Origin of the sequence: Micromonospora sp. NPDC050686 (genome assembly GCF_040654475.1) — a bacterium.
Lineage (GTDB): Bacteria > Actinomycetota > Actinomycetes > Mycobacteriales > Micromonosporaceae > Micromonospora.
Map to the genome: position 1 here is coordinate 32,357 of NZ_JBFAID010000002.1, position 17,586 is coordinate 49,942.

General features: G+C 75.2%; 14 protein-coding genes. 6 read left to right on the plus strand and 8 right to left on the minus strand.

Annotation, left to right across the window (positions count from 1 at the left end; all coding sequences use genetic code 11):
* Positions 1-12 precede the first annotated feature (12 nt).
* From AB0H57_RS02320 to AB0H57_RS02340, 5 genes are all read left to right on the plus strand, one after another.
* The gene (locus AB0H57_RS02320) at positions 13-474 is read left to right on the plus strand and encodes a RidA family protein (protein WP_357501797.1); all 462 of its coding nucleotides are present in this window, start codon (positions 13-15) and stop codon (positions 472-474) included.
* A 130-nt stretch (positions 475-604) separates the two neighbouring features.
* Entirely contained in the window at positions 605-1,399 is a 795-nt protein-coding gene (locus AB0H57_RS02325; RefSeq protein ID WP_357501799.1) for an MBL fold metallo-hydrolase, read from the plus strand.
* On the plus strand, positions 1,396-4,992 hold the full coding sequence (locus tag AB0H57_RS02330) for an adenylate/guanylate cyclase domain-containing protein (RefSeq protein ID WP_357501801.1): 3,597 nt from the start codon (positions 1,396-1,398) through the stop codon (positions 4,990-4,992). The genes AB0H57_RS02325 and AB0H57_RS02330 overlap by 4 nt, the downstream gene beginning before the upstream one ends.
* Positions 4,993-5,258: 266 nt before the next feature.
* Positions 5,259-5,729, plus strand: coding sequence for a hypothetical protein (locus AB0H57_RS02335; RefSeq protein WP_357501803.1), 471 nt, complete (start codon positions 5,259-5,261; stop codon positions 5,727-5,729).
* Between the two features lie 31 nt (positions 5,730-5,760).
* Entirely contained in the window at positions 5,761-7,281 is a 1,521-nt protein-coding gene (locus AB0H57_RS02340) for a serine/threonine-protein kinase (protein WP_357501805.1), read from the plus strand.
* Here the strand turns inward: AB0H57_RS02340 and AB0H57_RS02345 are convergent.
* Positions 7,268-7,606 (minus strand): hypothetical protein, encoded by a 339-nt coding sequence (locus AB0H57_RS02345; protein ID WP_357501807.1) that lies wholly within the window; start codon positions 7,604-7,606, stop codon positions 7,268-7,270. The genes AB0H57_RS02340 and AB0H57_RS02345 overlap by 14 nt on opposite strands.
* Positions 7,607-7,763: 157 nt before the next feature.
* Here AB0H57_RS02345 and AB0H57_RS02350 point away from each other — a divergent pair, with 157 nt between their 5' ends.
* The gene (locus AB0H57_RS02350; RefSeq protein ID WP_357501808.1) at positions 7,764-8,210 is read left to right on the plus strand and encodes a hypothetical protein; all 447 of its coding nucleotides are present in this window, start codon (positions 7,764-7,766) and stop codon (positions 8,208-8,210) included.
* Positions 8,211-8,245: 35 nt separating this feature from the next.
* On the opposite strand, the gene AB0H57_RS02355 is transcribed toward AB0H57_RS02350, so the two are convergent.
* The 7 genes from AB0H57_RS02355 to AB0H57_RS02385 are packed head-to-tail and all read right to left on the minus strand — an operon-like array spanning position 8,246 to position 17,516.
* Positions 8,246-9,436: an acyl-CoA dehydrogenase gene (locus AB0H57_RS02355; RefSeq protein WP_357501810.1), complete on the minus strand. Its 1,191-nt coding sequence runs from the start codon at positions 9,434-9,436 to the stop codon at positions 8,246-8,248.
* A complete protein-coding gene (locus AB0H57_RS02360; RefSeq protein ID WP_357501812.1) occupies positions 9,433-11,490 on the minus strand; it encodes a biotin carboxylase N-terminal domain-containing protein in 2,058 nt (685 codons plus the stop codon). Before AB0H57_RS02360 ends, AB0H57_RS02355 begins: the two co-directional genes overlap by 4 nt.
* Positions 11,491-11,500: 10 nt before the next feature.
* Positions 11,501-13,102 (minus strand): carboxyl transferase domain-containing protein, encoded by a 1,602-nt coding sequence (locus tag AB0H57_RS02365; RefSeq protein WP_357501814.1) that lies wholly within the window; start codon positions 13,100-13,102, stop codon positions 11,501-11,503.
* Positions 13,099-14,331 (minus strand): acyl-CoA dehydrogenase family protein, encoded by a 1,233-nt coding sequence (locus AB0H57_RS02370; RefSeq protein WP_357501816.1) that lies wholly within the window; start codon positions 14,329-14,331, stop codon positions 13,099-13,101. The genes AB0H57_RS02365 and AB0H57_RS02370 overlap by 4 nt, the downstream gene beginning before the upstream one ends.
* Positions 14,328-16,052: an acyclic terpene utilization AtuA family protein gene (locus AB0H57_RS02375; RefSeq protein ID WP_357501818.1), complete on the minus strand. Its 1,725-nt coding sequence runs from the start codon at positions 16,050-16,052 to the stop codon at positions 14,328-14,330. Before AB0H57_RS02375 ends, AB0H57_RS02370 begins: the two co-directional genes overlap by 4 nt.
* Positions 16,049-16,843, minus strand: a complete 795-nt coding sequence (locus AB0H57_RS02380) for a TIGR03084 family metal-binding protein (RefSeq protein ID WP_357501820.1) — start codon at positions 16,841-16,843, stop codon at positions 16,049-16,051. The genes AB0H57_RS02375 and AB0H57_RS02380 overlap by 4 nt, the downstream gene beginning before the upstream one ends.
* Positions 16,844-16,874: 31 nt before the next feature.
* A complete protein-coding gene (locus AB0H57_RS02385) occupies positions 16,875-17,516 on the minus strand; it encodes a TetR/AcrR family transcriptional regulator (protein WP_357501822.1) in 642 nt (213 codons plus the stop codon).
* Positions 17,517-17,586 lie beyond the last annotated feature (70 nt).

Consider the following 17,586-nt stretch of genomic DNA (forward strand, 5'->3'; position numbering starts at 1 on the left):
CGAGGTGGCGGCATGAGCAACGGACCGCACGCGAAGCTCGCGGAACTCGGCCTGGCCCTGCCCGACGTGGTGCCCCCGGTGGCCAGCTACGTGCCGGCCGTGCAGTCGGGGCAGCACGTCTACGTCTCCGGCCAGCTGCCGATGGCCGAGGGCAAGCTGCTCGCCACCGGCAAGGTCGGCGCGGGTGTCTCCGCCGACCAGGCGAAGGACCTGGCGCAGCGGTGCGCCCTGAACGCCCTGGCCGCGATCGACTCGCTGGTCGGCCTCGAGAACGTGGTCAAGGTGGTGAAGCTGACCGGCTTCGTGGCGAGCGCGGCCGGGTTCACCGGCCAGCCCGGCGTGATCAACGGCGCCTCCGACCTGTTCGGGGCGGTCTTCGGTGAGGCCGGCCGGCACGCCCGCAGCGCCGTGGGCGTCGCCGAGCTGCCGCTCGACGCCCCGGTCGAGGTCGAGGTCATCGTCGAGGTCGGCTGACTCCGGTCCCGCCCCGCCCACCCCGCGATCTTGCGGTTCCCGCCCGGCCGAAAGCCGTGAACGGCCACAAAACCGGGGCCGAATCTGCAAGATCGCGGGGAGTGGCGGCGGGGGTCGTACGATCGCAGCCATGGGCGGGCATGTGACGGGCGCGGTGGGTGCGCTCGCCGACGAGTTGCCGGCATGGGTGACGCTGCTGCGCGCGCCGAATCCCGGGCCGATGACGCTCGACGGCACCAACACCTGGGTGCTGCGCGCCCCCGGCGCGGAGCGCGGGGTCGTCGTTGATCCCGGCCCAGCCGACGAGGCGCACCTGGCGGCGGTCGCGGCGCACGGGCCGGTCGGGTTCGTGCTGATCACCCACGGGCACGCCGACCACACCGAGGGCGCTCCCCGGCTGAGCGAGCTGCTCGGCGGGGCGCCCGTGCTCGCGGCCGACCCGGCGCACGCCAGTGGCGCCGAGCCGCTGACCCCGGACGCCGTGCCGGACGCCGGCCTCACCATCCGCCTGCTCAACACCCCCGGGCACACCGCCGACTCGGTCTGCTTCCTGGTCGAGCACGGCGACGAGCGGGTGGTGCTCACCGGCGACACCATCCTGGGCCGGGGCACCACCGTGGTCGCCCACCCCGACGGGCACCTCGGGGACTACCTGTCGAGCCTGGAGCTGCTCTCCACGTACACCGGGATCCCGGCGCTGCCCGGGCACGGCCCGGCGCTGGCCGACTGCGCCGCGGCGGCCGACTACTACCTGGCCCACCGGCGGGCCCGGCTGGACCAGGTCCGGGCCGCGGTCGCCGCCGGGGCGACCACCGCGCCCGAGGTGGTCGCGGCGGTCTACGCCGACGTCGACCGCTCCCTGTGGTGGGCGGCCGAGTGGTCGGTCCGGGCCCAGCTCGAATACCTCGGGGTGGAGCAGCCGTGACCTGCCCGGTGTGCGGCACCGTCGCCGTTCCCGGCGCCCGGTTCTGCCACAACTGCGGGGCCGCGCTGCCGGCCGCCGCGACGCTGCCCGCCGCCGAGCGGCGGGTGGTCACCGTGCTCTTCGGCGACCTCTCCGACTTCACCTCCTGGTCGGAGGACCTCGACCCGGAACGGGTCGGCGCGGTCACCGACCGGGTGCTCGCCGCCCTGGCCGGCGCGGTCAAGACCTTCGGCGGGCACGTCGACAAGCTCACCGGCGACGGGATCATGGCGGTCTTCGGCGCGCCGGTGGCCCACGAGGACGACGCCGAGCGCGCCGTGCGGGCCGCGCTGTCCATGCAGCGGGCGGTCCGCCGGGTGCTCGACGACGAGCGCGGCGGCGGCGCGCCACTGGGCCTGCGGGTCGGGCTGAACACCGGCGACGTGATCGCCGGCATCCAGGCCGCCATCGAATACACCGTCATCGGCGACACGGTGAACACCGCCGCCCGGCTGGCCGACGCCGCCGCCGTCGGCGCGGTCTACGCCGGCGCGCGCACCTCCGCCGCCACCCGGCACGTCGCCTCCTGGCGGGCGCTGCGCCCGCTGCGACTCAAGGGCAAACGCGAGCCGGTCGAGGCGTACGAACTGCTCGGCCTCCTGGACGCCCCGGGCACCCGGTCCGGCCTCGGCGACGAGGCGCCCTACGTCGGCCGGGAGACCGAGATCGGCCGGGTCGCCGGCCGGCTCGCCGAGGTGATCGACCGGAGCGAGCCCCGGGTGCTGCTGATGACCGCCGAGGCGGGGATCGGCAAGTCCCGGTTCGCCGCCGAGGTGGAACGCCTCGCCGCCGGGTACGACGTGGGCGCCGGCCGGTTCGCCGCGCACACCGGCGCCCGGGTGCTCTCGGTACGCTGTGCCGCCTTCGGCGAACGGCGCCGGCTCGCCCCCCTCGCCGACCTGGTCCGGGCCGCGACCGGCCTGCCCAACGACCCGGCCACCGCGCTCACCCGGCCGGCCGTGGAGGAGCGGCTGCGCCGCCTCGCCCAGCGGCTCGCCCGGCTGCGCGCCGAACCGGTCCCGCTCGCCACCGACCAGCTGCTCGCCCTGCTCGGGTACGCCGAGCTGCCCGCCGCGCACGGCACCGACAACGGCGAGTGGAGCGCCACCGCCCCGCCACCGGACGCCGAGGCCGTGCCGAACGCGGTCGCCGAACTGCTCAACGCGCTCGCCACCGAGGCCCCCCTGGTGGTCGTGGTGGACGACCTGCACGACGCCACCGCGGAGACCATCGACGCGCTCGGGGTGACCCTGTCCCGGCTCACCGGGCCGGTCCTGGTGCTGCTGCTCGGCCGGCCCGAGCTGGTGCGCACCGCCGGCGCGCTGACCCGGGTCGCCGACGCCGAGGTGCACGCGCTGCCGCCGCTGCGGGGCGCGGACGCGGCCCGGCTGCTGACCAGCTACCTGGGCGGCGGGAAGCTGCCGCAGCCCGACACGGACCGGCTGCTCGCCACCGCCCAGGGCAACCCGTTCTACCTGGCCGAGCTGGTCACCCTGCTGATGGAGCGCGGCGCGCTGACCGTCGGGCCGGGCCGGGGCACCTCCGGCGGCTGGCGGCTGGCCCCCGGCTCGCTCGGCAGCCGGCTGCTCTCCCGGGACCTGGCGGCGGTGCTCGCCGCCCGGATCGACGCGCTGCCGCCGGACGCCCGCTCGGTGCTGCGCGACGCCGCGGTGGTCGGCGACACGGTGCCGAACGGCGCGCTGGAGGCGCTGCGCGAGCAGCGGACCGGGCGGGACGGCCGGCCGGCGGCGGTGGCCGCCGTCGAGGCGGACCGGGCCCTGGAGGAGCTGCTGCAACGCCGCATGCTGCACCGCACCCGGTCCGGGTTCGCGTTCGCCACCCCGCTGATGCGGGAGGCCGCCTACGCCGGGGTGAGCAAGGCCGAGCTGGCCGAGCGGCACGCCGCGCTGGCCCGCTGGGCGGTCGGCCCGGGCGGCGCCGGCGAGGCGGCCACGCCCGGGCCGGGTGGCCTCACCGAAGCGGCCCGCGACGACTTCGTCGCCGAGCACGTGGAACGGGCGGCGGCGCTGGCCGACGCGGTGAAGCTGCGACCGGACGCGCCGGCCCGTACGGTCACCCCGCTGGGCGTGACCGCGCTCGGCCGGTCGGCCCGACGGTCGCTGCAGGCCGGGGAGCCGGCCCTCGCCGTCGAGTACGCCGAACGCGCCGCCGAGCTGGCCCGCGACGGCGTGCCGCCGGCCGACCGGGTGGTGCACGCCCGGGCCCTGCTCCAGATCGGCCGCCCCGCCGACGCGCTCGCCTTCGCCGAGAAGATCGCCGCCAACACCGGTGACCCGGGCACCCGGGCCAGCGCGTTGCTGCTCGCCGGGCAGGCCCAGCAGACCCTCGGCGACCAGGGCCGGGCGGTCTCCTGCTGGCAGGAGGCGTTGCAGGTGGCCACCGACGGCGAGCTGCCCAACCTGCGTGCCTCGGCGATGCGCCGGCTCGGGATGGCCGACTTCATCGCCGGCCGGCTCGGCCAGGCGAGCAGCCGGCTGGCGGCGTCGTACCAGGTCAGCCTGGCGCACCAGGATCCGCGCGGGCAGGCCTGGTCGTTGCAGAACCTGGCCTGGGTGACCACCACCCGGGGCGACTTCGCCGGCACCGACGCGGTGCTCGGCCGGGCGGCCCGGCTCTTCGCCGAGCTGAAGGACCCGTACGGGCGGGCGTGGCTGCGCGGCACCACGGCGTTCGCCCGGCTGCTCGCCGGCCGGCTGCAGGAGGCGTGCCGGATGGCGCAGGTGTTCCTGCCCTTCGGTGAGCGGGTCGGCGAGGCGTGGGCGGTCGGCACGCTGCGCGCGGTGAAGGCGTTCGCCACCGCCGAGCTGGGCGAGCTGGGCGACGCGGACCAGGAGGCGCGCCGGGCGTACCGGGAGTTCGCCGCGGTCTCCGACGACTGGGGGCGCGGCTTCGCGCTGGTGGTGCGCGGGGTGGTGGCGCGCGGCCTCGGGGAGCCGGAACACGCGGCGGACCTGCTCACCGACGCCATGTCGTACGCCCAGCGCACCTCCCACCCGCTGCTGACCGGGATGGCCGGCACGCTGCGCGGCTTCGTGGCGCTGGAGAGCGGCGACCACGAGGCCGCCGAGCGGGACGCCCGGGCCGTGCTGACCGCCGTCGAGCCGCACAACCCGCAGGCGCCGGCCCAGGTGGGCCCCCGGGTGCTGCTGGCCACCGCCCGGCTGGCCGCCGGCGACCCGGCGACCGCCGTCGGGCTGCTCGCCCCGGTGGCCACCGCCGCCGCACACGCGCCCTCGCTGCTCTTCTCCCGGCGCCAGACGATGGCCCGGTACGCCTCCGCGCTGCTCGCGCACGGCCAGCGGGAGCAGGCGCTGGACTGGGCCCGCCGGGCGGTCGAGGCGCCGGCCGAGGACGTCCGCAGCCAGGTGATCGCAGCCAGCGTACTGGCGGAGGCGCTCGCCGCCTGCGGTCGGCCGGCGGAGGCGCTGGCCAGCGCCGAGGAGGCGGTCCGGCTGGCGTACGCCACCGAGCAGGCCGGCGAGCGGCGCGCCGCCGACGCCCTACGCACCCGCCTGACCCCCGCCCCCGTCTGACCCCCGCCTCCCCGCCGCTGCCTCCTCGCGGCTTGCCTCCTCGCGGCGTGCCTCCTCGCCGCGCCGCGAGGGGGCAACTTCCTGGAAGGTGTCGCCTCGCCCGGGTGAGGAGGGACGACTTCCCTGAAGTTGTCGCCGCACCGCACCGCGCGGTGGGGTGGGGAGGTCTGGCGGTTGAGGGGATGTGGGCGTCGGGGGTGGCGGCTAGCGTGTCCGGGGTCGACAGCGGCCGTCCATGGTGGCGGCCAAGGGCCGGGGGAGGACGAATGAGGCTGCCGCGATCCGGCGCGGGGTGGACGATCGCGGTTTTCGGCGTGCTGGCCGTGCTGCTCGGCGCGCTCGGTCTGATCTGGCCGGAGACCCAGCTGCGGATGCTCGGCTTCGCGGTGCCGGCCGAGCGCGGGCCCGGCGACTACACGGGCACCTTCCTGGTGGCGTCCTCGATGGCCTCGTTCAACATGGGGGTCTACTACCTGTTGGCGACGGCCACCGAGTGGCGGGCCTTCTTCCGGTTCACCGTGGTCTTCCGGCTGGTCACGTTCACCGTGTTCAGCATCGCGGTGCTGGCGGACGTGGCGCCGGACCGGTTCTTCGCGGTGGCCGCCTGGGAGGGCCTTGGGGCGGTGGCGACCGGGGTCGGGCTGTGGTGGGACGCGCGGCGGCCGGCGTCCGGGGCGGTGTCCGGATCGACCAGCACCGGGGCGGGTCACGTCCCGGCGGCGGACGCGGCCCACTGAGCGGGCCGGATCATTGGGTATTTTCGAAGCTGTGACCGACACCCCGTCCAGCGGCCTCCGGGCGCCCAACGTGCCCGGTCTGACCGATCTGGAGATTTTCGCCCGGGGCGGCTACGCGACCGTCTACCGGGCCACCCAGATCTCGGTGGGGCGCGAGGTCGCGGTCAAGGTGGAAAACCGCACCCTGGACAGCGACCGTGACCAGGCCCGCTTCCTGCGCGAGGCGCGCGCGGCCGGCCGGATGTCCTCCCACCCGCACGTGGTCGACCTCTTCGACGTTGGGGTCACCGTCGACCAGCACCCCTATCTGATCATGGAGCTCTGCGACGGCTCGTACGCCGAGCGGATGCGCACCTCGCCGCTGGATGCCGTGGAGGCCCGCGACCTCGGGGTGAAGATCGCCGACGCGCTCGCCCACTCGCACGCGGCGGGGGTGCTGCACCGCGACGTCAAACCGGCCAACATCCTCTACTCGCATTTCAACTCGGCGGTGCTCGCCGACTTCGGGCTGGCGGTGCTCGCCGAGGTGCGCGACGCCTCGGTGACCCTGGAGGTGCTCACCCCCGCGTACGCCCCGCCGGAGATGTTCAGCCACAGTCCGCCGTCGCCGGCCGTCGACGTGTACGCGCTCTGCGCGACGCTCTACGCGGTGATGCACGGCCGGCCGCCGCGCTGGCAGTCCGAGCGCAACCCCAGCCTGGTCACCGTGCTGGAGATGTTCCACCAGCCGATCCCGGGGCTGCCCGGCGTGCCGGACGAACTCATCGACGTGCTCCGGGCCGGGATGGCCAACGAGCCCGGCGACCGGCCGTCCGCAGTGGAGTTGCGCGACCGGCTGGCCGCCCTGTCGCTCGGCGGCCCGGCCACCCCGGTCAGCGGCGGCCCGATCAGTGGCGGCTCGGTCAGCGGCGGCCCGGCCCGGCCCGGCCCGGTCGGTTCCGGGGGAGCCGGCTCCAGCCGCGACGGCGCTCCGGCGACACCCGACGCCGACCATCCCACCGTGTCGACCACCGGCCGCCGCTGGCGGCGGCGCTGGTTCCTCGGCTCGGTCGGGGTCCTCGCGCTGGCCGCGTCCGCCAGCGCCGGCGCCTGGGTGGCGGGCGGCGCGCCGCCGGCCCCGGCCGGCACCGGGGCGACCAGCCCGGCGGCGGCCCGGTGGGCGCTGCCCGGCTGCGGGCCGTCCGGGGCCGAACTACCCACCGGCGCCGTCTGCGCCCCGAGCCTGGAGTGCTTCGGTCCGGTGCGGGTGCGCGGCAGCCGGGCGGAGGCGACCCGGGTGCCCTGCGACGGCCGGCACACCTGGGAGACGTACGCCGAGGGTGAGCTGCCCGCCGCGCTGGTCGGCGCGGCCCACGCCACCATCAGCGCCGACCCCCGGGTACGCCGAGTGTGCGGCCCGGACACCTTCCGGCTGACCAGCGGCATCCGCTACCCGACGGGATGGCACCTGGAGGTGTTGCCGCCCGACGACACGGGTGCCGACCGGACCTTCCGCTGCCTGGCCGGGCGGGGCGTGGACGCGCTCGGCTCGCCGACGCTCACCGGTCGCTGAGGCCGTCGAGCCGGCGGTACCGCTCGCGCAGCGCGCGTACCGCCTCCGGGTCGGCGAGGGTCTCCAGGGTGTCGGCGTCCCCCCGGTACGGCCCGCTGCCCGGTTGCCGGGGCGGCTCCGGGGTGACCGGTTCGCGGTCGTCGCCCTGCCGGGCGGCCACCACCGAGACGCCCGCCACCGTGGCGCAGAGCAGCGCCAACAGTGCCAGTGCCACCGCCAGGACGCCGCGTGGACGCCCGACGACGAGGGCGACCAGCAGGGCCGCCGCCGCCAGCGTCGCGGCGACCGCTCGGGTCCGCGCGTCGTTCCTCGGGAATCGCCTCACCGGTCAAGCATCGCGGGGCGGCGCAAGGTGTCGATCCGCGCATCGGCGGGGTGCGGCGGGTGACCCGTACGGCCGACGGGCACGATCGCCATGGAAATGGACGTGAGCGGTTCCCCTCGGTGTCCCGATCGGCCGTGCCCTTGAGCGAGGTAACCCGATGAGTGACGTCACCTCCCATCACCGCCTCCGGTCGGTCGCCACCACGTTGGCGGTGGCGCTGACGCTCACCCTGGCGGCGGCGGCCGGCTGCGACAACAGCCAGGATCCGTCGCTGCCGTCGGTGTTGGACAAGCTCAGCACACCGGTGCTGCCGCTGACCGTCACCACGGTGGAGTCCTCGCCGGGCGTCACCGAGGACATCCGTGGGCACGTGGTGACCACGGACGACGTGAGCATGGTGCTGCTCCAGGAACGCGGCGGCGTCCGGTACGTCCCGACCGATCAGGTCCGCGCGCAGGTGCTCTGCCCGAGCGAGGAGGAACTGCCCCGGCACCGGCTGCGCATCCACGACTTCCACGTGGAGGACTCGCTGCTGGAGGGGCTGGGCCGGCGGGTGCGCCCGGTGCACCGGATCGACGCCGCCTGCCGAACGGTCGGCGGCTGAGGCCGGCGAGACCCCGCCGGCCCTCGGCCTCCCGATCAGTACGACTTGTCCTGGCCGAGGACGTGCTGGGCGACGAAACTGAGGATCATCTCCCGGCTGACCGGGGCGATCCGGCCGGCCCGTACCGCCCCCAGCAGCGTCGCCACCCCGTACTCGGTGGTCATGCCGGCCCCGCCGAGCGCCTGCACGGCGGTGTCCACGGCGAGCGCCGCGGCCTCGCCGGCGGCGTACTTGGCCATGTTGCCGGCGACGCCGGCCTCCAGGTCCCGTCCGGCGTCGTAGAGCGTGGCAGCCTTGTGGATCATCAGGCGGGCCAGCTCCACCTGCACGGCGGCGTGCGCCAGCGGGTGGGCGACGCCCTGGTGCGAACCGATCGAACGTCCGGCCCAGACCTTGCGGGTGGCGGTGTACTCCGACGCCCGCTCGATGGCGTACCGGCCGGTGCCGGCGCCCATCGCGGCGACCGTGATCCGCTCCGGGTTCAGCCCGGAGAAGAGCGCCGGCAGGCCGGCGTCCAGTGACTCACCGACCAGCGCGTCGGCGGGCAGCCGCACGTCGTCCAGGTAGAGCAGGAACTGGTTCTCCGGGGAGACGATCTCCATGTCCAGCTTGGACATCGCCAGCCCGGGCGCGTCGGTGGGCACGATGAACAGCGCCGGCCTGAGCTTCTGCGGAGATGAGTCCGCTGAGCCGCTCTGGCCGTCCCCGACGGCAACGCGCGCCACCACCAGCACGTGGCCGGCCTCGTCGACGCCGGAGATGTAGCACTTGCGGCCCGACAGCAGCCAGTCGTCGCCGTCCCGGCGGGCCACCGTGCCGAGCCGGTGGAAGTTCGAGCCGGCCTCCGGCTCGGTGATCGCGAAGACGATCTTCTGTGAGCCGTCGGCCAGGCCGGGCAGGTGCCGCTTGCGCTGCTCCTCGGTGCCGTGCTTGTTGATCACGGTGGCGGCGATGGCGGGGGAGACCACCAGCAGCAGCAGCGGGCAGCCGGCGGCGGCCAGCTCCTCGCAGACGATGGCCAGCTCGGTGATGCCGCCGCCCCCGCCGCCGTACTCGGTGGGGATGTTGACCCCCAGGTAGCCGAGCCGGCCGGCCTCGTGCCACAGCTCGGTGGTGTGTTCCGCCGACTTCGCCTTCTCGACGAAGTAGGAGTGGCCGTACTTGCGGCCCAGCGCGCGGACGGCGTCGCGGAGCTGGTCCTGCTCGGGGGTGAGGTCGAAGTTCACTGCGGGTCCTCCTCGGGGTCGACCACGGCCAGGACGGCGCCCGTCTCCACCTGGCCGCCGGCCGGCACGGGCAACTCGGCGACCACGCCGTCGGCGGGGGCGAGCACGGGATGTTCGAGCTTCATCGCTTCCAGCGTCAGCAGCAGGTCACCGGCGGCGACCCGCTGGCCGACCTCGACGTGCACCCGGGCGACCGCGCCGGGCAGCGGCGCGAGCAGCGACCCGGCCGCCAGCTCCGCGGTGGGCAGCGGCAGCCGCGGCGACTCGGTGAGGCTCGCCGCCCCGTCCGGGCCGTCCACGAAGACCGCCGACCCCACCCGGTGTACGCGGAACGTGGACCGCACACCGTCGACGTCGAGCACGACCCGGTCCGGGGCGGCCGTCACCAGCCGTACCGCCGGCCCGACGTCCCCGCCCGCCGCCGGATCGCTGTTAGCCGGGGGCCCCGCCTCTGCCGGAAACGTCAAGCGGGGCCCCCGCCTTTCACCGGAGCCCGGCGTGGTGGACCATTCGGCGAGCGCCCCCGCGCGGTCCAGCCGGTAGCGCACCTCGATCTCGCCGCCGTCCGCCCCGGCGAAGCGGACGACCTGCGGGAACGCGGGCACGTTGCGCCAGCCCGAGGGGAGCCCGCCGAGCACCGGGGCGGTCATCCGGCGCGCGGCGGCCGAGGCCAGCGCGGCGGCCAGCGCCGTCACCGGCAGCAGCTCGGCGGGGAGCAGCGGTGCGAAGACCTCCGGGTGCCGCTCCAGGAAACCGGTGTCGACCTCCGCCGCGCCGAATTCCCGACTGCGCAGCACCCGGACCAGCAGGTCCCGGTTGGTGGTCACGCCGTGCAGTTCCGCCCGGGCCAGCGCGCCGGCCAGGACCCGGGCCGCCTCGGCTCGGGTGGGTGCCCAGGCGACCAGCTTGGCGAGCATCGAGTCGTAGTGCACGCTCACCGTCGAGCCGTCCACCACACCGGAGTCCAGGCGCAGCCCGCGCGTCGGCCCGAACTCGGCGCCGACCCCGGGGATCGCGAACCGGTGCAGGGTGCCGGTGGCCGGGCGGAAGCCCTGGGCCGGGTCCTCCGCGCAGAGGCGTACCTCGATGGCGTGGCCGTCGGCCGGCGGGGTCGCCGGCAGCGGCAGCGGCTCGCCCTCGGCGACCAGCAGTTGCAGCCGGACCAGGTCCAGCCCGGTGGTCAGATCGGTGACCGGGTGCTCGACCTGGAGGCGGGTGTTCATCTCCAGGAAGAAGAACTGGCCGTCGGGCGCGAGCAGGAACTCGACAGTGCCCGCGCCGACGTACTCGACGGCCCGGCCGGCGGCCACCGCCGCCGCGTGCAGCCGCCTCCGCAGGCCCGGGTCGAGGACCGCCGGGGCCTCCTCGACGATCTTCTGGTGCCGGCGCTGGATCGAGCAGTCCCGCTCGCCCAGGGCCAGCACCGTGCCGTGGGTGTCGCCGAAGATCTGCACCTCGACGTGCCGGCCCCGCTCGACGTACCGCTCGATGAAGACCGTGCCGTCGCCGAACGCCGCCGCCGCCTCGCGGCGCGCGCCCGCGACGGCCGCCGCGAGCCCGGCCGCGTCGCGGACCACCCGCATGCCCCGGCCGCCACCGCCCGCAGCGGCCTTGACCAGCACCGGAAAGTCGGCGACCTGGTCCGGATCGGTCCAGGTGGGCAGCATCGGCACGCCCGCGTCGGCGAGCAGCGCCTTGGCGGCCATCTTGTCGCCCATCGCGGCGATCGCCTTGGCCGTCGGCCCGACCCAGGTCAGGCCGGCGTCGGTCACCGCCGCCGCGAACTCGGCGTTCTCGGCGAGGAAGCCGTAGCCGGGGTGCACGGCGTCCGCGCCCGCCCTGCGGGCCGCGTCCAGCAGCAGGTCGATCCGCAGGTACGTCTCAGCCGGCGTGTTCCCGGGCAGCCGGACCGACTGGTCGGCCTCGGCGACGAAGGGCGCGTCGGCGTCCGCGTCGGAGTGCACGGCCACGGTCGCCACGCCGAGCGCCCGGCAGGTGGCGAAGACCCGCCGCGCGATCTCCCCCCGATTGGCCACGAGAAGGTTGCGGATCATGGCTCGCTCCCTACATTCGGAAGACGCCGAAGCCGTCGGCGCCCTTCACCGGTCCGTTGTGGATCGCCGACAGGCAGAGCCCCAGGACGGTACGGGTGTCCCGCGGGTCGATCACCCCGTCGTCGTAGAGCCGGCCGGAGAGGAAGAGCGCCCCGGACTGCGACTCGATCTGCTGCTCGACCATCATCCGCATGGCGGCGTCGGAGTCCTCGTCGTACTCGCGTCCCCGGGCGGCGGCGGCCTGCCGGGCGACGATCGACAGCACGCCCGCGAGCTGCGCCGGCCCCATCACCGCCGACCTGGCGTTCGGCCAGGTGAACAGGAACCTCGGCTCGTACGCCCGGCCGCACATGCCGTAGTTGCCGGCCCCGTACGAGGCGCCCAGGTTGACCGTCAGGTGCGGGACCTTCGAGTTGGACACCGCGTTGATCATCAGGGCGCCGTGCTTGATGATGCCGCGCTGCTCGTACTCGGTGCCGACCATGTAGCCGGTGGTGTTCTGCAGGAAGACCAGCGGGGTGTCGGCGGCGTTGGCGAGCTGGATGAACTGGGCCGCCTTCTGTGCCTCCTCGCTGAACAGCACGCCCCGGGCGTTGGCCAGCACACCGACCGGCCACCCGTGCAGCTCGCCCCAGCCGGTGACCAGCGCGGTGCCGTACGCCGGCTTGAACTCGTCGAACTCGCTGCCGTCCAGCACCCGGGCCAGCACCTCGCGCGGGTCGAACGGCACCTTGAGGTCGGCGCTGGCGATGCCGAGCAGCTCCTCGGGGTCGTACTTCGGGGGTTGCGGGACCGGGTTGCGCGGCGGTGGGCCCTGCTTGCGCCAGTTGAGCCGGCGTACGCACTGCCGGGCCAGCCGGATGCCGTCCCGCTCGTCGGAGGCCAGGAAGTCGGCCAGGCCGGACGTGCCGGCGTGCATGGCCGCGCCGCCCAGCGACTCGTCGTCGGTGATCTCGCCGGTGGCCATCTTCACCAGCGGCGGCCCGGCCAGGTACACCTGCGACCGGTCCCGGATCATGATCGTGTAGTCGGACATCCCCGGCACGTACGCGCCCCCGGCGGTGGCGTTGCCGAAGACCACGCTGACCGTGGGGATCCGCTCGGCCGAGAGCCGGGTCAGGTCGCGGAACACCCGGCCGCCCGGGATGAAGATCTCCGCCTGGGTGGGCAGGTCCGCGCCGGCCGACTCGACCAGGTTCACCATCGGCAGCCGGTTGGCCAGCGCGATCTCGCCGGCCCGCCGGGTCTTCGCCAGCGACCACGGGTTGATCGCGCCGCCGCGTACCGTCGGGTCGTTGGCGATGACCACGCACTCCACGCCCTCGACCACGCCGATGCCGGTCACCGTGCTGGCCCCGACCGGGAAGTCCGTGCCGTACGCGGCCACCGGGGACAGCTCCAGGAACGGGCTGTCCGGGTCCAGCAGCAGTTCGATCCGTTCGCGGGGGAGCAGCTTGCCGCGCCGGTGGTGCCGGGTCACGTACTTCTCGCCGCCGCCGGCGCGGGCCTGGTCGAGCGCGGCCGCCAGCTCGGCGAGGCGCTCCAGCAGCGCCTCCCGGTTGGCGGCGAAGCCCGGCGAGGACGGGTCGATCGCGCTGTGCAGGATGGTCATAGGCCGATGCCCTTCGCGATGATCTCGTTCATGATCTCGGTGGTGCCGCCGCCGATGCCGAGGATCCGGGCGTCCCGGTAGTGCCGCTCCACCTCGGCGTCGCGCAGGTAGCCGAAGCCGCCGTGCAGTTGCAGCGCCTGGTCGACGACCCAGTCGCAGGCGGCCACGGCGACGTTCTTCGCCATCGCCACCTCGGTCACCACCGGCTGACCCGCGGCGACCCGTTCCGCCACGTCGTGCACGTACGCCCGGGCGGCCTCGGCGCGGGTGTGCATCTCGGCCAGCCGGTGCCGGATCACCTGCCGGCCGGCCAGCGGACGGCCGAACGTGGACCGGTCCCGGCACCAGCGGGTGGCCAGGTCGACGCAGCGCTGCGCGGTCGCGTACGCCTGCGTGGCCAGGGAGAGGCGTTCGGTGGCGAACTGCTGCATGATGGCGAGGAAGCCGGTGTCCTCCGGGCCGATCCGGTTCGCCACCGGCACCCGTACGTCGACGAAGGACAGCTCGGCGGTGTCCGAGCAGTGCCAGCCCAGCTTCTCCAGCCGCCGCCCCACGGTGAAGCCGGGCGTACCCTTGTCGATCACCAGCAGGCTGAGCGCGCCGCTGCCCGGCTGCACCGTGCAGACCGCCGTGGTCACGAAGTCGGCCCGGTGCCCGCTGGTGATGTACGTCTTCGACCCGTTCACCACGTAGTGGTCGCCGTCCCGCCGGGCGAAGGTGCGGATGCCGGCCACGTCGGAGCCGCCGTCCGGCTCGGTGATCGCCAGCGCGCCGATCATCGTCCCGGCCAGGGTGGGCCGGACGTACCTGTCGATCAGATGCTGCGGACCGGCGGCGTCCGATTCCGCCAGATGCTGCGGACCGGCGGCGTCTGATTCCGCCAGATGCTGCGGACCGGCGGCGTCTGAATCCGCCCTGTCGCCTGCGGCGACGATGTGCGGCAGCGCGATGCCGTGCGTGAACAGCGCGGCGACCAGCCCGGACGAGCCGCCCGAGCGGATGATCTCCTCGGTGACCACGATCGAGTCGAGCAGGTCGCCGCCGCTGCCGCCGACCCGCTCCGGGAAGCCGATGCCGAGCAGCCCGATCTTGGCGGCGGTCTGGTGCAGCGCGCGGGGCACCTCGCCGGCCCGCTCCCAGTCGTCCAGGTGCGGCAGCACCTCCCCGGTGACGAAGGCGCGGGTCAGTTCGCGCAACTGCCGGCGCTCCGGAGTGTCCACGATGGTCACGTCGACACCTCCGCCGGCAGGTCGACCACCCGCGAGCGCAGCAGCTCGCCCAGCGCCTTGGCCTGCGGGTCGAACCGGGTGGAGGCGGCCACCCCCTGACCGAGCAGCCCCCGGACGACGAAGTTGACCGCCCGCAGGTTCGGCAGCTCGTACCGCTCGACGGTCAGCGGGGCGGTCTCCGGTAGCAGCTCGGCCAGGCGCTCGACGGTCAACCAGCCGCGCAGCCAGGCCCAGGTCTCGTCGGTGCGGGCCCAGACGCCGAGGTTGGCGTCCCCGCCCTTGTCCCCCGATCGCGCCCCCACCAGCTCACCCAGCGCCCCACGCCGGGTGGGGTGTGAGGCGGGGCCCTCGCTTAACGGATTCTGTTGTACAGGGGGCCCCGCCAAACACCTCACCGGCGGCGGGGGGATCGTCATCCGCTCGCCGCTGGGCAGGACGGCCACCTGCTCCACCTCGTCCTGCGACACCGTGTCGGCGGTGAACACCCCGTACGGGGTGGCATCGCCCGGCAGCGTGGTGAGCGTGCAGCCCGGGTAGGACGCCAGCGCCAGCTCCACCGCCGCCGCCGAGAACGCCCGCCCGGCCCGCGCCTTGTCCCCGTCGCGCAGGTGTACGTGCAGCAGGGCGCTGGCCGCCTCGGTGTCGGCCGCGTCCGGGTGGTCGGTGCGGGCCAGCGTGAACTCCAGCCCTTCCGTGCCGACCGCCTCCTCGAGCTGGCCGCGGACCAGCGCCGCCTTGGCCGGGATGTCCAGTCCGCACAGCACGAAGGTCATCGAGTTGCGGAAGCCACCCAGGTTGTTCACCCCGACCTTGAGGGTGTCCGGCGGCGGGGTGCCCCGCACGCCGCTCACCCGGACCCGGTCCGGCCCGTCGGCGTTCAGCTCGACGGTGTCCAGCCGGGCGACGACGTCCGGGCCGAGGTAGTCGGGGCCGCCCACCTCGTACAGCAGCTGGGCGGTGACCGTCTCGACGGTCACCGCGCCGCCGGTGCCCGGGTGCTTGGTGAGCACCGACGAGCCGTCCGGGTGGATCTCGGCGATCGGGAAGCCGGGCCGGCGGCCGCCGTCGGGCAGCTCGGTGAAGAAGCTGAAGTTGCCGCCGGTGACCTGCGCGCCGCACTCGATCAGGTGTCCGGCCACGGTCGCGCCGGCCAGCGCGTCCAGGTCGCCCCGGCCCCAGCCGAACCGGGCGATGGCCGGCCCGACCGCCAGCGAGGCGTCGGTGACCCGGCCGGTCACCACCACGTCCGCGCCCGCTTCCAGGCAGGCCGCGATGCCGAACGCCCCGAGGTACGCGTTCGCGGTCAACGCGTCCGGCCGGTCGAGCGCGTCGCCCTCGACGTACCCGATCCGGGCGGCCAGGCCGAGCCGGCCGGCCAGAGCCTCGATCGCGGCGGCCAGGCCGGCCGGGTTGAGGCCGCCCGCGTTCGTCACCAGCTTGACCCCGCGGTCCAGCGCGGTGCCGAGGCAGTCCTCGACCTGGCGGAGGAACGTCTTCGCGTACCCGAGGGCGGGGTCGCGCAGCCGGTCCCGGCCGAGGATCAGCATGGTCAGCTCGGCCAGGTAGTCGCCGGTGAGGACGTCCAGCTCGCCGCCGTCGAGCATCTCCCGCCAGGCGGCGAACCGGTCACCGTAGAAGCCGGAGGCGTTCCCGACCCGCAGCACGCCCGGCCCGCCACCCGCCGTCACCGGCTGCGCGGCTCCGGGGGCCGCCCCGCTCATACAGTCACCCCGCCGCCCGCCGACTCCCGCTTGGCGCCGGGTGGGCCGGCGAACGCCTGGGCCACGTCCAGCCACTCGTCGGCGACCGGGCCGGTGGCGACCAGGGCCAGGTCGGCGCGGTGCCGGCGCTGGGTGACCAGCAGGCAGAAGTCCAGCGCCGGGCCGGTGACCCGGTCGGCGGCGTCGGCCGGCCCGAACGTCCAGGTCCCACCGTCGGGCGCGGCCAGTTCGACCCGCACCGGCGCCGCCGGCACGGCCCGGCCGTGGGCGGCGAAGCTGTGCCCGAGGGTACGGAAGCCGAGGTGCGCCACGTGCCGCAACCGGTCGGTCGGGGTACGCCGGACGCCGAGCGCGTCGGCGACGTCCTCGCCGTGCGCCCAGGTCTCCATGAGCCGGGCGGTGGCCAGCGAGGCGGGCGACATCCGGGTGCCGTACCAGGGCAGCTTCTCCCCGGGCGGCGCGCAGGCGAGGGCGGCGGCGAGCGCGGCCCGGCCGTCCCGCCAGCGGGCCAGCAGCTCGGCGGGCGGGGCGAGGAACGACTCGGCGCCGTGGTCGACCAGCCGGGCCGGGTCGGGTGCCGAGGTGACCGAGGCGTAGAAGGCGTCGGCGTCGGTGGCCGCCAGGTGGGCCACGTGGTCGGTCCAGGCCAGGTGGGCGATCTGGTGGGCGATGGTCCAGCCGGGGGCCGGTGTCGGGCGCTTCCACTCCGGTGGGGGCAGTGGCGAGACGAGAGCGTCGAGCTGCTCCGACTCAGCGGCCAGATCCGCGAGCAGTGTTGTCAGGTCGACCATGGTGCCTCCGCAGGATGGGCCGGTCAGGGGATCAGTGGCGCTCGCTCCCCGGGCCTGGCGGGCCGTCGTCGGGGGTGAGCAGGCTGGCGAGCTGGCGTTTCCAGGTGGCGAGCAGAGCGGTCCGGCGGGCCGAGTCGTCGCTGAGCAGGTTGGCCACGCCCAGTCCGCGCAGCAGGTCGAGGGTGGCCTGGACGGCCTCGCGTACGCCCGGCCGGCGCTCGTCCACGCCGAGCAGCTCGACGGTGAGCCGGTGCATCTCCCGGCCGACCCGCGCCTCCAGCGGCACCAGGGCGTCGCGCAGCTCGGTGTCGGTGCGGGCGGCGACCCAGAGTTCGATCGCGGCGACGAAGAGCGGCCCGGTGAAGGCCGCGGCGAGCAGGTCGACCACCCCGTCGAGTCGCCGGGGGCCGGCGGGCAGCGCGTCGGCCTCGGTGCGCAGCTCCACCGCCCGGCGCTCGGCCAGGTGGTCGACGGCGGCGGTGACCAGGGCGGCCTTGGTGGGGTAGTGGTGCAGCTGCGCGCCGCGGGACACGCCGGCCCGGGCGGCCACCACGGTAGTGGTGGTGCCGGACCAGCCGTGCTCGATCAGGCAGTCGACGGTCGCCTCCAGCAGCCGGGCCTGGGTGGCGCGGCTGCGCTGCTGCTGCGGGACGCGGGTCGATGCGGCGGGCACGGGCACAGCCTGCCGCCCCCGAAACAAACAGTCAAGACTGACTTTTTCCATCTCGGTAGCGCCCCTGGTT

What these genes read in the sequence shown, in the direction of transcription:
- AB0H57_RS02320 (WP_357501797.1), top strand. Translation starts at nt 13, where the DNA reads ATGAGCAACGGACCGCACGCGAAGCTCGCGGAACTCGGCCTGGCCCTG.
- AB0H57_RS02325 (WP_357501799.1), top strand. Translation starts at nt 605, where the DNA reads ATGGGCGGGCATGTGACGGGCGCGGTGGGTGCGCTCGCCGACGAGTTG.
- AB0H57_RS02335 (WP_357501803.1), top strand. Translation starts at nt 5,259, where the DNA reads ATGAGGCTGCCGCGATCCGGCGCGGGGTGGACGATCGCGGTTTTCGGC.
- AB0H57_RS02350 (WP_357501808.1), top strand. Translation starts at nt 7,764, where the DNA reads ATGAGTGACGTCACCTCCCATCACCGCCTCCGGTCGGTCGCCACCACG.
- AB0H57_RS02360 (WP_357501812.1), bottom strand. Translation starts at nt 11,490, where the DNA reads ATGATCCGCAACCTTCTCGTGGCCAATCGGGGGGAGATCGCGCGGCGG.
- AB0H57_RS02365 (WP_357501814.1), bottom strand. Translation starts at nt 13,102, where the DNA reads ATGACCATCCTGCACAGCGCGATCGACCCGTCCTCGCCGGGCTTCGCC.
- AB0H57_RS02375 (WP_357501818.1), bottom strand. Translation starts at nt 16,052, where the DNA reads ATGAGCGGGGCGGCCCCCGGAGCCGCGCAGCCGGTGACGGCGGGTGGC.
- AB0H57_RS02380 (WP_357501820.1), bottom strand. Translation starts at nt 16,843, where the DNA reads ATGGTCGACCTGACAACACTGCTCGCGGATCTGGCCGCTGAGTCGGAG.